Raw genomic sequence first — 13,210 nt, 5'->3', positions numbered from 1 at the left:
ACCTATATCTTAACTGATTCCGAGCTTATCCCATACTTTTTGCAAGCGGGATGGAGAAATTGGCATCTTGGTCTTCATTGGTTGAGAGAAAATAGAGATGCGTAACTCCTCAACCATGAAATACAATTCTTTAAGGCGAGTGTCATTTTTAAACTTAAATAATTTTTCCATCCATGGGTCAACTTGATCAATGGCAGAATTGTCCCTTTGTAGGTTATTTGGCAAGCGGTCTAAACGCAAGACTAATGCCTTCAAATATCTTGGAAATTCGAGCCACACATCGGAAGTTTTGCCATAAACGAAATCTGAAAGTTGCATCAAATCGAGTTGATCTTCAATGTCATCAATGTTCTTTCCAAACACAGAATCATCTAAAACCAACAATTTCCGACGTATATCCTGCCATTGAATATAGGTTTCAGTTAAAACGGCTAATGCTTGTTGCCCATGGGTTAAGAAAGATTTCTTTACATTTAAAATCAGGTTTTGGTACTCCTGCACATTGACAGGTAGCTCATTTATTGCAAGCTGAAGTGTGGCATAAACTAACATTTGCTCTAGTTTGGCTTTGTCACCTAGCGGTGAATAAGCCAATGCCAAGGGTTTAGAAATCTGTTTTTTCAACTGACGAACTAAGTCACCCAACTGCATATGAACCAAACGAATGATCCCTTCGCGGTGTTGTTTGACTGCTTCAAATTGGTCATTGAAAGTCTGAATCACCACACCAGATTCGTCTTTGGCATCCAACTCTGCAAAGCCTTTGACTGGAACAAGCGCTTGATATTGTTTCACCACCACACCCGTGACTTTTTGTGATGCTTCGAACACAAAATTATCAGGGAAGGTTTTAAACTCACCTTTTAACTGTTTGACTGGGCTATGAGTTTCCGTACGACAGCGTGCTTTGAGTTCATCTAGATCACGACCTTGCTCAATCACACGGCCTTTTTCATCAATGACTTTGATTAAAGGCTGCAGATATTGCTCAACACGTTCCCAAGAAAAGTCCTTATCTGTGATTTGCTCACCACGCAGTTGGAACGCCAAGAAACTAAAAATATGCTCGCGCAAATGCACGGCATCGACACGATCCATTAATTTACGAGCCGTATCTGGTATTGGCACCAAGTGACGGCGTTTATCCTTAGGCAGTGCTTTAAGCAAGGCTTCAATCAGGTCTTGTCGCCAACCGGGTATGCCCCATGACCAAATATTTTCATCCACTTGCGGCAAAGCTTGAACTGGAATTTTGACCGTTGCACCATCTTCATCATGACTTGGGTCAAAACGATAACTTGCAGCCAAACGCAGTTCACCATTACGTAGGTAGTCTGGAAATTGCTGGGTCGTTGGACGGTCATTCATCCAAAGCGCATCATCATCGATAAATAAATGCCGTGGATTTTTCGGTTCTACAGTTGCACGCCAGTCTTCAAAACTACGACGACTTGCCACCTCTTCAGGCACTTTTGCAGCATAAAATTGGTAGATGGTTTCTTCATCCACCACCAAATCACGACGACGCAGTTTATCTTCAACACGCTCAACTTCTTCGAATTTTAATAAATTGTGTTTTAAGAACGGCGGCGTAATACCCAAATGTCCCGTCGTCAACGCATCACGTAGGAAAATTTCATGCGCCGCCGGATGATCCACTTTTTCATAATTAATCTGACGACGTGGCTCAATAATCAAACCAAACAAAGAAATTTGATCATAGGCATTGACTACACCAGATTTTTTGGACCAATGAGGTTCAAAATAATGATGCTTCAATAAATCGCCAGCAGCCAATAAAATCCATTCAGGTTCAATTTTCGCCAATGTACGAAGATATACCTGAGAGGTTTCCACCATCTCAAAAGCCATGACCCAAGGTGTATTGGTTTTATGCAAAGTTGATGCAGGGAAAATGCGTGCCTTTTGCTGACGCACTGCCATGAACACATTACGTTCATCGGTTTTGTTGGCAATAAATGAAAGTAAACCCGTTAATAACGCACGGTGCAGATTTTCATAATTAGCCTTCTTTTCATTAAAGGACAGTTTTAAGCCCTGAGCCAAATCCACCAATTGCTCATGGGTTTTTTTCCACTCACGGAGGCGTAACCAACTCAGGAAATGGTTGCGTGCAAATGTACGACGCTTATTTTCACTCATGTCACGGTTGGCAACCAAAGCTTCCCATAATTTGATATAGAACAAGAAATCCGAGTCAGCTTCACGAAACAAAGCATGTTTCTGATCGGCCTGCATTTGTTTATCCGCAGGACGTTCACGTGGATCTTGTACCGCTAAAGCAGCGACAATAATCAAGACTTCATTTAATACGCCAAAATGCGCTCCACCCAAAATCATCCGTGCAAGACGTGGGTCGATCGGCATTTTCGCCATTTGCTGACCAATTTTGGTTAAGGAATCTCTCCCAACCCCTCTTTTAGAAAGAGGGGCTTTTTCAGGTCTCCCTTTTCCAACAGGTGAGGCGTTGTTTGTCGCAAGAGAGGGATTTGATTTACGTTCAGAAAGCGCACCAAGCTCAATTAATAGTTTACGACCATCATTCACCAAACGATGATCTGGCGGCTCAATAAAATCGAAGTCTTCTAATTCACCAAAGCCCAAACTTTGCATTTGCAAAATAACCGAGGCCAAGTTGGTTCGTTTAATCTCCGGTTCGGTAAATTCAGGACGACTCATAAAGTCTTCTTCTGAATACAGTCGAATACACACACCCGGTGCAATACGACCACAACGACCTTTACGCTGATTTGCTGCCGCCTGTGATACAGCCTCAATTGGTAGACGCTGTACACGTGAGCGATAGTTATAACGGGATATACGTGCAAAGCCACTATCAATTACATAGCGAATATTCGGTACAGTTAAAGCCGTTTCTGCCACGTTGGTGGCAATAATAATACGTCGCCCACCGCCTGATGGATTAAAGATCTTTTGCTGTTCTGCCAAAGCCAATCGAGCATATAAGGGTAAAACTTCGGTATGTCGTGGCCCAAACTTTTGCAGTGTTTCCTGTAACTCACGAATTTCTTGTTCAGTGCTGGCAAAAATCAAAATGTCGGCATGTTCAGGATGACCTTTTTCCTGCGCATCTTGAAAACATTCTTCTACAGCTGAAACCACGGCACGAGGTAAATTTTCTTCAAAATCGTCAAACTCATCATCATCACTACCGACAATGCTCAGCTCTGAAATCGGACGATAACGCAATTCTACAGGGAAGCTTCGACCTTCGACCTCAAAAATAGGTGCCCCATTAAAGTAATTCGAGAAGCGATTTACGTCTAATGTCGCGGAAGTAATAATGACTTTGAGATCTTTACGGCGTGGCAAGAGCTGTTTGAGATAGCCCATAATAAAGTCGATGTTCAGCGAACGTTCATGCGCTTCATCGATAATAATCGTGTCGTATTTATTTAAGAAGCGGTCATTGGCCAGTTCAGCCAATAAAATACCATCGGTCATTAACCGAACGATGGAATCTTGTGAACCTTGTTCATTGAAACGAACTTTAAAGGAGATCGACTCCCCCAGCTTTTCGCCCACTTCTTCTGCAATACGCTGCGAAACGCTACGTGCAGCCAGTCGACGGGGTTGAGTATGGCCAATCAAACCCGTTAAACCACGACCTGCAAGCATGGCAATTTGAGGCAACTGTGTGGTTTTACCCGAACCCGTTTCACCTGCCACAATAATCACTTGATGCTTTTGAATAGCTTCAATTAGTTTGTCCGCATACTGCGTAACAGGTAAGTCTTGATTTAATTTAATATTGGGAATGCGGACAATCCGTTCGCGCACTTTCGCATTCGACTTTTCAAACAAATCTTGAAATTTTTCAGGATTGGCTTCTTTGCCTTTTTTCAGCCGACTTAAGCGATGGCGATCACGAACCATGACCAATTGATCGACATTTAACTGACTTGGCACAGATGCATTATCCTAATAATTAAAATAGAACCAAATATTTTACGCTGTATGTAAAAATAGTGAAAGATGAATCTATTTTTTGCGTGCCTGAAACCAATAGATGAAGCCGAACAGAATAAAATGATAAAAAACTAAAATTGCGGCCAATAACCAACAATTGCCACATGCTTCTATACTGTCATGTAATGGTTGATAAAATGACACTGTATAGAATATACTCAATGGCACAATTAAAAACATCAATAAAGTGAAAGTGATGATCAAGAAATGATGAACAGATTTTGCTAAGCACAAAAAAATTGAAAATAAAATGCAAATCAACGCAATAAAAATAAATAAAAGAGGTTCATCCGATGAAGAACCATTCATTTCAGCATAATAATTAATTTGATTCGGGCTAGCACCTTGAAATGAAAGCACATTCTTGATTCATCCAGTACAGAATAATAAAGCCACATGCTGACTAGAATAGGCAACTCAAGCCAATCCATTTGAAAGCTTTATACATTAGTTTCAGTGCCATAGAAAATGTAAACGAAACTAAAAACAATAAATATGCTCTGCCCGATCACCCATGCGAACAACCAACCATTATGACAATAAACAATACTGTCATAGATAATTTTTGAAATTGAAGCAGTTTCTATCATTAAAATGATGATGAATTGAAAAATCGCATATAGCCATAATATAACCACATACCAAGCACGTCTAAATGATAGCAACAGTGGGAAAAAAAAGAAGATTCCAACGATTCCCATGGTACTCAATAGTGTAGGATCATCTGATGAAGTTCCTAATAGTTCATTAAAATAGGTCGCTTTTTGAGGTTGCAAGTATTCATAGATACATAAATTTGTACCTGTGTCTTCAACTTTAAGAATACATAGTGATGCACGTGCAAGACTGAGAATGGCAATGATACGAAAAAATTGACTAAGCACCTGATCAAATCTGGAGTCATTTTATGTTCATGCCATCTTATATGAACAAATTCTATAATTTGAAATATTTTTTATAACTTTTTTAGAGATCACCCTTGAAATCTTATGCCACAAGCATCATGTTGGTTACAGACTTTGAAAAGATGATTTTGTCATTTTACTTTCAACTTTATATGGCATTGATATGGCTTATATCGAATGAAATAATGATAAATAATCGTTATTGCTGAAATAGTTCTGGAGTGTACTAATTCGGATTTTCCGATATTAGTTATGTAAAAATACTATTTCAGCAATAAGAAAAATTTCTGTACCCTATTGGAAATCAAAAACAAACCTCAATCATGGAGACAATGATGAGCTTAATTAATACTGAAGTTAAACCGTTTAAAGCACAAGCATTCCAAAATGGTCAATTCATCGAAGTAACTGAAGCTGATCTTAAAGGTAAATGGTCTGTTGTATTCTTCTACCCAGCTGACTTCACTTTCGTTTGCCCAACTGAACTTGGTGACCTTGCTGACAACTATGCAGAATTCCAAAAACTAGGTGTTGAAATCTACTCAGTTTCTACTGACACTCATTTCACTCACAAAGCTTGGCACGATTCTTCAGAAGAAATCAAAAAAATCCAATACGTAATGGTTGGTGATGCGAACTGGACTCTTGCTAAAAACTTTGACGTATTAATCGAAGCTGACGGTCTTGCTGATCGTGGTACTTTCGTTATCGATCCAGAAGGTAAAATCCAAATCGTTGAAATCAACGCTGGTGGTATCGGTCGTGATGCTCAAGAACTTCTTCGTAAAGTTAAAGCAGCTCAATACGTACACGCTCACCCAGGCGAAGTTTGCCCAGCTAAATGGAAAGAAGGCGACGCAACTCTTGCTCCTTCAATCGACCTAGTTGGTAAAATCTAATCTGTATTAGATTGAACTGATTCAAAAACCACGCTTTTAGCGTGGTTTTTTATGCCTATTATCTGCGAGTATATACCTCTATACACCCTACGCAGTTCACACTTTATTCATACAACTTTAACGTACTAGCACTTTCTACATATCTGTAGATATTCATCAAGTTAGAGCTTACACAAATATAATAAAAATGCGCCGCAAACCCGATTGTCTAGGCTTACATCTTTGCCAGTATTTCAGTATTTTTAACATGAATTTTAGGTCAATTGCTTATTTCAGGAAGATGTAAGCCCATGAAAAAATATTTCGTCTCGATCAGTTTAATTTTATGTTCGTTTACAACTTTTGCTGCCGTGAACTGCGAAGGTGAAATTAAAAACCAAAGTATTCGTGAAGATATTAAAGTCAAAAAAAATTGTCAGCTTGAAGGTTTAATTGTTCATGGCAATGTTATTTTAGAAAATGGTGCAAGTGTTGAACTGCATGACAACCACATCAAAGGCAATATTGAATCGAATAAAAATTTTACCAAGATCATTGCCAATCATAACAATATCAGTGGCAATGTCGATTTTACGACTGGAAAAACATCCAACTCCTCAATAACCAAATTTCAGGCGACCTCAAATTAAAGAAAAATAATGGCAATATTGTTCTAAATAATAATGAAATCGCAGGTAATTTGATTTGTCTTGAAAATGCTTTTTCAATTAATGGCAGCAACAACCAAGTCAAAGGCAATAAATCAGAACAATGCCGTAGTTTTTAACCCGCCCTACACTAATATGGGAGAATAACGCTTATGGCATTTCTTTGAACTGGCAATATTTTTATCAAATTAGTTGATAAAGAAATGAAAAAAATGTGAGATAAAACTTTATTTTTTAACAATTCTGCAATACTCCACGCCCCGAATTTGTCTTAATTTCAAATGAGATAAAACCTTTAACTGCAGTATGACTATAACAACGCAATAAGGGGGTGGCTTATGACAACAACTGTTGTAACTTCTTGGAAATACAGTTCTTCTTCACGTTACTTAAAAATATTTTATGCAAATGGTTCTGGGGATCTCTTTTATCCAGTTTCACCTTTTATTTATGATAATTTACTTCGATGTAGTGATAAAACGGCATTTGTCCACAAATATTTAGAATATGATCTACATTTTTCACGAGTAAGCTTACAGGGTTAAACTGCTACACTTAGCGCTATAGCAACAGTATTTTTATTAATTAAAAATATTTTCGATCAAATCAGGGCTGTATGCCCTGATTTTTAGTTGCGCCAAGTCACCATAAAGAGCCCTGCGCCCACATTTAATGTCGTACTGATAAAACGATCATCCGCTTCAACACGTTGGATAAATTCAGCGACCTCATTGGCATGTGACAGCACATTATCCACGATTAACACGCCACTTTGAACTTGTATCAATTCAGCTAAATATGGCCAATACGCGATATACGCATCACGTTCTGCATCCAATAAAATGAAGTCATAACGCTGATTTAACTGCTGTAAAAAATGCAGCGCATCGCCATGATGAAATTCAATGTATTCGGATAAAGCTAAATTTTCCGCATGCTGTTTAGCTTGTTCGATACGCGCTGTATCAATTTCAATGGTTTCGACTCGCCCTTGTGTAGACTGGGCAGCATCTGCCAACCACAGCGTGGAATAGCCTGTAGATGTTCCAATTTCCAAGATCTGTTTGGCTTGTTTTAAGCGAATTTGCATAGCCAAAAACAGTGCAGACTCAGGCTCAATATTTCGGTAACGCGCAAGTCGGTTATTTTGCGCAGCATCGTGAGCACTAAAGTCTGCATAGAGTTGTTGCATATAGTTTTTAAAATTTGCATCCATGCTCATGATTCTGTCCTTTTGTTATTTCTTTCATATTTAAAGATTAAAGTACTAAATATCTGCTCAGTGGGTTTCTTGGATCAGTTTAAAACGTGGAATTACTTCACCATCAATTTCAACGGTTTCCATAAACATCTCTAAGGGTCTGACCCACATTGAATAGTCGTCATACAAGCACTGATAGACCACAACTTTTTCACGCGTTTCACTATGTGTTGCAACATGAAAGACTTGATACAACTGACCTTTATAATGCTGATAAATCCCTTGCTTGACCTGCATGCCATTTCCCTAAAAAGTTCTCAATACAATAGGGTTGACTCTAGCATTGTCTTGCTTAAAGCGCGATGAATTCGTTTATTTTTCCACTATTTAACTTGCATTTCTCGATAATGACCCAATATTGGCTGCATTCACATCAGTATATTTTTATGATTTAGAAAGAAATTTAATCATTTGATTTGTAAAACCGATTAATTTTATAAAAACAAACCGTTTCACCTATTTAATGGTTTGTTCTATCATTCTCTCATCAAATAAATTTACTCCTCTGGAGACGTTAGCAATGTTAGATCAAAATACTTCTGCTCAATTAAAAACCTTACTTGAACGCCTTGAAGGCCCGATTGAAATCGTCGCGACTTTAAACGGCACGGAAAAATCAGACAGAATTAAAGAATTGGTGACCGAAGTTGCCGCTTTATCTGATTTAGTGACTGCACGTTTTGACGGTAACAACAGCCGTGCGCCAAGTTTTGGTATTGCAAAAGCAGGTGAAACTCCACGCGTATTCTTCGCAGGTCTACCGATGGGCCACGAGTTCACGTCTTTGATTCTAGCTTTGCTACAAACTTCAGGTTATGCACCGAAAGTTTCTGACGAAGTACTGAATACCATTAAAGGTCTAGGTCTTAAAACTGACTTTGATGTGTTTGTATCACTCAGCTGCCATAACTGTCCTGACGTGGTTCAAGCACTTAACTTGATCGCAATTTACAACCCGGGTACAACTGCAACCATGATTGATGGTGCATTCTTCCAAGACGAAGTGGAAGAACGCAAAATCATGGCTGTACCAATGGTATTCCAAGACGGAAACCACATCGGTCAAGGTCGTATGACTTTGGAAGAAATCATTGCCAAATTAGACACCAACTCTGCAGCGAAAGATGCTGAAAAGCTAAATGCCAAAGAAGCCTTTGATGTCCTTGTGATTGGTGGTGGCCCTGCAGGTAATACTTCTGCAATCTATGCAGCACGTAAAGGCATTAAAACCGGTATCGTAGCTGAACGCATGGGCGGTCAGGTGATGGATACCATGGACATTGAAAACTTCACGTCGATTCAAAAGACTCAAGGTCCTAAGTTTGCTGCTGAAATGGAAGCACATGTACGTGAATACGGTGTGGACATTATGAACTTGCAACGTGTATCTGACATCAAAGGTGCTGACCAAACAGCTAATGGCTTGGTTGAAGTGACTTTAGAGAATGGTGCAAAACTTGAATCTAAAACAGTGATTCTTTCAACAGGTGCACGTTGGAGAGAAATGAACGTTCCGGGTGAACAAGAATACCGTACACGTGGTGTTGCATACTGCCCACACTGTGACGGTCCATTGTTTAAAGGTAAACGTGTTGCAGTGATCGGTGGTGGTAACTCAGGTGTCGAAGCGGCGATTGACCTTGCTGGTATTGTGGAACATGTAACGCTAGTTGAGTTTGATACTAAGCTTCGTGCTGACCAAGTCCTTCAAGACAAGTTAAACAGCTTACCGAATACCACTGTGATCATGAATGCATTGTCTACAGAAGTGGTCGGTGATGGTTCACAAGTGACTGCACTGAACTATAAAGACCGTGCAACAGATGAAATCAAAACGATTGAATTGGCTGGTATCTTCGTACAAATCGGTTTGTTACCAAACACTGATTTCTTAAAAGAAACAGCAGTTGAACTTTCAAACCGTGGTGAGATCGTAATTAACGAGCGCAACGAAACCAATGTGAAAGGTGTATTTGCTGCCGGTGACTGTACAACAGTACCGTACAAACAAATCATCATTGCAACAGGTGAAGGCGCGAAAGCATCATTATCTGCTTTTGATTACATCATCCGCTCTGGTCAATAATTCAATTTAGACAGAACAGCAAAAGCCAGTTTTCGAACTGGCTTTTTTTATGTCTGAAAATTCATCTCTTGTTTCATTTATAAATTATTAATAAAACAAATATTTAACTCTCTGACGCTTTTCACTTACACAATAATGAGCAAAACAAACCGTTTAAAACTTGTACAGCAGCTTATTTGCACATTAAGATAAAACAATCATCACGGATTGATGGTTGACAATAACAACAAGAATGTTGGTCAAATTCGACTAAATGGAGAAAAGCAATGCACTATCAATATCACTGTGCTTGTTGCAATAAAGTATTGGCTTCAAGCGATAAAGAATGTTCCGAATGTGGCTCGCATAATATCCGTAGCCCATATGGCTTTTGGATATTTTGCATACTCAGTTGTTTGGCTGTTGCCATTCTATTTAAGAGTGTCCAAGTGTATTTGCAACAGCACGATACTGAAGCGACAACCCAACTCAACATCTTTGAAGTACTCAAGCAGGATGGTAAAAATTAAGCGCTCATACAGCAGCTAAATACAGCCTTAAGAACAGGCTGGCAATGTGTAAAATTTTAGCTAAGCTGAATTTAAGCACCGTTATCGGGTCGCGTTAAAGTCATTCAAAGAGATAAGTTAAAATGATGAAAGCCTGAATGATTTCAGGCTTTTTTATGCGCTAGCATCGCCCTACTCACTTATCTTCACGAGGAAAATTCTTTAAACTATGGCAATAGCAATGAGGTTCTATAGACGATGGTGCAGTTAATAAAAAAAGGCGGTTTACGTGAACGCGCCAATCGTAGCAGATTATACAAGGGCTCTGAAAATACCGAAACCACCCTCAAACCGAACCGTTATCGTGATCATGCTGAAACTACCAATGTTGCACAAGATCCATCAAATACAGCACCATCTAAAGACCAAGATCAAACCAATCCAGAACAATAAAATTGGCACATAAAAAAAGCCAAGTCTTAATACTTGGCTTTCGCTTTGCTAACAGCAATATGTTTGCAGCTATTGAAGATTGAACATTCTAATTGCGTCGAACCACAGCCAAATCGCAAAAATTAAAAATAACGCCCCTGAAACCACATCAATATAACTACCCGAACGTTGGTAGAGTGCTTTAATTTTAGGCAAAGACATAATCATCATAAACAGACTAAATACAATAAAGGTCTGAATCGGAATGATGACAGCTAGCTGTGCTTTTAGGTTACTACTGGCTGATGAACTCAACGCCAGTGAGAACACACTACTAAAATAAATCAATGTTTTCGGATTGGCTAAATTCGTAAATAAACCTAATAAGAAATAATTTTCAGTATTCTGCTGACTTAAGGCCTGCCCATCTTCTAAATTGGCTGTTTGATTTAAACTTTTAAGCCCACCACTAAACATCGCCCAACCCATTTTCGCCAAGAAAAATCCACCAACAGCCATTAAAACTTGTTGTATCCATGGAAATTGCTCAACCAGAACCGTAAAGCCCAATAAGGTTAAAACGACCCATACCACAATCCCGACAGAGATCCCCGCAATAATTTTTAAGGTATTTGCACGCGTTGTTGATGCAGCACTTTTAGCAATTAATAATACGTCTGGACCTGGACTCAACTGCGCAACAAAATGTAGCGCGCAGATGGTGAATAACAGTGACATGCTAGCTGATTCATTTGAATTAAAACGTGAAGATTATATCGCCTGTTCAATTTTTTTTGTTGGCAACACAAGGTTTATTTTTAGGCCGTATCAAAATTTACGCAAAAAAAAAGCCGAATACACATTCGGCCTTTCATACTGAGTTAATTATTTTTTATTGACATCTTTCAGTTCAATTTGTTTCGCATCTGGCGTCACTTCACGAGCTTCACCATCAATAACGGATGAATCACGACCTGATTGTTGATTTTGCATATCTTGCATTTGACGCATCATATCTGCAAATGGGTTCTGACCTTGAGCACCGCCCATGCCTCCCATATCGCCCATCATGCCACCCATCATTTTTTCCATCATGGCTTGCTGACGCTTCATCATTGTTTTCATCATGACTGCTTTCATGGCATTTTGTACAGGTGGAATCAAAATAAGTAATGCCATAATATCTGAGATTAGACCCGGTAACAGCAATAAGAAACCAGCCAAAATTTTTGGTAAATTTCCAGTTAAAGCTGGATCATTACTCATTTGACCTGCTTGCATTTGCTGCATTTGAGGCATCAGACCTGATGAATATTTACGGATAATATTCATCCCTATAAAGAAGGCCGCCACGAACCAGAAAAAGACATACCACATGCTGCCGACGAGGTCGCCCACACCGATCCAGACAAACACTTCCAGGATCAAGCCTGCTAAAATCAGAAGAAATAATTTCATGAAAATTAAACAAATCTCAGTAAATTAATTTAAGGTGTTGCGTTCAACTGCTCAATCACTATCAAGCTTTTTTGACACGCTTATGTAACAATATGGGCATTATTTTATTTTTAAAGGGCAAATAGGGCAAACATGTCATTAATTATCGGTATTGACCCTGGGTCGCGCTTAACTGGTTACGGCATCATCGAAAAGGATGGTTCTAAACTACGTTTTGTCGATGCTGGCACCATTCGTACCGAAACAACAGAAATGCCTGAACGCTTAAAACGTATCTTTGCTGGTATTGATCGTATCGTAAAGTTTCACGGGCCTACTGAAGCAGCGGTTGAACAAGTATTTATGGCTCAAAACCCTGACTCGGCCTTAAAATTAGGTCAAGCACGTGGCGCTGCTATTGCTGCTTTAACCAATTTAGATTTACAAGTCGCTGAATATACTGCGCGGCAAATCAAACAATCTGTGGTCGGCTATGGTGCTGCAGATAAAGAACAAGTCCAAATGATGGTTATGCGCATTCTGAACCTAAGCATCAAACCCCAGCAGGATGCAGCCGATGCTTTGGCTGCCGCGATTTGTCATGCGCATGCGTCTGGTAGTATGAGTAAAATGGCTGTACTGAATGCCTTAGGTGGTATGGCTCGTGGCCGAAGCCGTGTAAGCACTCGACGTCGATAAATAATCGTCAAATCATATCGCTCAGTAATTCAGACAGTTTTCAAAGCCCACTCAATCTAGTGATCAAATTTAGCGGATCATTTTAAAACCGCTATAGTCTAATTCATGCATTGGAATTTCTTGCTGATCGATTTTAGTCACGTCTGCTCGTAAAGGCCCCACCAGACTGTGTTTCAGTATTTTATGAATGGCATCTTCAGTTCCAATAATCAGCGCTTCAACTTCGCCCGTCGCTAGATTTTTCACATAGCCATTTAAACCGAGTGCAAGCGCTTGCTGCTCAAACCAACGACGGTAGCCAACACCCTGCACTTTACCTTGAATTCGCAATTTAACCGCATGCAT

General features: G+C 39.4%; 14 protein-coding genes. 7 read left to right on the top strand and 7 right to left on the bottom strand.

All coding sequences use genetic code 11. From position 1 onward, the window contains the following. Positions 1–9 precede the first annotated feature (9 nt). Together hrpA and FTV27_RS06460 are read right to left on the bottom strand one after the other, a co-directional pair. Positions 10–3,918: an ATP-dependent RNA helicase HrpA gene (hrpA, locus tag FTV27_RS06465; protein WP_218949533.1), complete on the bottom strand. Its 3,909-nt coding sequence runs from the start codon at positions 3,916–3,918 to the stop codon at positions 10–12. Between the two features lie 533 nt (positions 3,919–4,451). Continuing rightward, a complete protein-coding gene (locus FTV27_RS06460; RefSeq protein ID WP_180077602.1) occupies positions 4,452–4,895 on the bottom strand; it encodes a hypothetical protein in 444 nt (147 codons plus the stop codon). 356 nt (positions 4,896–5,251) lie between these two features. On the opposite strand from FTV27_RS06460, the gene ahpC reads away from it, so the two are divergent. The 3 genes from ahpC (at position 5,252) to FTV27_RS06445 (ending at position 7,007) form a co-directional block, all read left to right on the top strand. Beyond that, on the top strand, positions 5,252–5,815 hold the full coding sequence (gene ahpC / locus FTV27_RS06455) for an alkyl hydroperoxide reductase subunit C (RefSeq protein WP_078193727.1): 564 nt from the start codon (positions 5,252–5,254) through the stop codon (positions 5,813–5,815). Between the two features lie 290 nt (positions 5,816–6,105). Continuing rightward, positions 6,106–6,444 carry a hypothetical protein gene (locus FTV27_RS06450; RefSeq protein WP_180077600.1) on the top strand — a complete coding sequence of 113 codons (339 nt, stop codon included), beginning with the start codon at positions 6,106–6,108 and terminating at the stop codon, positions 6,442–6,444. 356 nt (positions 6,445–6,800) lie between these two features. Then, positions 6,801–7,007, top strand: a complete 207-nt coding sequence (locus FTV27_RS06445; RefSeq protein WP_078189026.1) for a KTSC domain-containing protein — start codon at positions 6,801–6,803, stop codon at positions 7,005–7,007. 83 nt (positions 7,008–7,090) lie between these two features. On the opposite strand, the gene FTV27_RS06440 is transcribed toward FTV27_RS06445, so the two are convergent. Then, a complete protein-coding gene (locus tag FTV27_RS06440) occupies positions 7,091–7,684 on the bottom strand; it encodes a class I SAM-dependent methyltransferase (RefSeq protein ID WP_180077598.1) in 594 nt (197 codons plus the stop codon). A 57-nt stretch (positions 7,685–7,741) separates the two neighbouring features. Beyond that, positions 7,742–7,960, bottom strand: coding sequence for a DUF1653 domain-containing protein (locus FTV27_RS06435; protein ID WP_078189028.1), 219 nt, complete (start codon positions 7,958–7,960; stop codon positions 7,742–7,744). Positions 7,961–8,243: 283 nt separating this feature from the next. On the opposite strand from FTV27_RS06435, the gene ahpF reads away from it, so the two are divergent. The 3 genes from ahpF (at position 8,244) to FTV27_RS06420 (ending at position 10,750) form a co-directional block, all read left to right on the top strand. Then, positions 8,244–9,809 (top strand): alkyl hydroperoxide reductase subunit F, encoded by a 1,566-nt coding sequence (gene ahpF / locus FTV27_RS06430; RefSeq protein ID WP_180077596.1) that lies wholly within the window; start codon positions 8,244–8,246, stop codon positions 9,807–9,809. 266 nt (positions 9,810–10,075) lie between these two features. After that, the gene (locus FTV27_RS06425) at positions 10,076–10,318 is read left to right on the top strand and encodes a hypothetical protein (protein ID WP_078192893.1); all 243 of its coding nucleotides are present in this window, start codon (positions 10,076–10,078) and stop codon (positions 10,316–10,318) included. A 237-nt stretch (positions 10,319–10,555) separates the two neighbouring features. Then, complete coding sequence (locus tag FTV27_RS06420) at positions 10,556–10,750, top strand: hypothetical protein (protein ID WP_180077594.1); 195 nt, start codon at positions 10,556–10,558, stop codon at positions 10,748–10,750. A gap of 69 nt (positions 10,751–10,819) precedes the next feature. Here FTV27_RS06420 and FTV27_RS06415 read toward each other — a convergent pair whose 3' ends face one another. After that, positions 10,820–11,467, bottom strand: a complete 648-nt coding sequence (locus FTV27_RS06415; protein WP_180003124.1) for a LysE family transporter — start codon at positions 11,465–11,467, stop codon at positions 10,820–10,822. A 147-nt stretch (positions 11,468–11,614) separates the two neighbouring features. Further along, positions 11,615–12,187: an FxsA family protein gene (locus FTV27_RS06410; RefSeq protein WP_078192890.1), complete on the bottom strand. Its 573-nt coding sequence runs from the start codon at positions 12,185–12,187 to the stop codon at positions 11,615–11,617. 132 nt (positions 12,188–12,319) lie between these two features. Between FTV27_RS06410 and ruvC the strand changes: the two genes are divergently transcribed. Continuing rightward, on the top strand, positions 12,320–12,865 hold the full coding sequence (ruvC, locus tag FTV27_RS06405) for a crossover junction endodeoxyribonuclease RuvC (protein WP_078189034.1): 546 nt from the start codon (positions 12,320–12,322) through the stop codon (positions 12,863–12,865). Between the two features lie 69 nt (positions 12,866–12,934). On the opposite strand, the gene FTV27_RS06400 is transcribed toward ruvC, so the two are convergent. After that, on the bottom strand, positions 12,935–13,210 hold the full coding sequence (locus FTV27_RS06400) for an acylphosphatase (protein ID WP_168379658.1): 276 nt from the start codon (positions 13,208–13,210) through the stop codon (positions 12,935–12,937).

Origin of the sequence: Acinetobacter sp. YH12251, assembly GCF_013417465.1 — a bacterium.
Lineage (GTDB): Bacteria > Pseudomonadota > Gammaproteobacteria > Pseudomonadales > Moraxellaceae > Acinetobacter > Acinetobacter amyesii.
The sequence above is the reverse complement of the archived record's forward strand: the minus strand, read 5'-3'. Positions and strand labels throughout refer to the sequence as shown.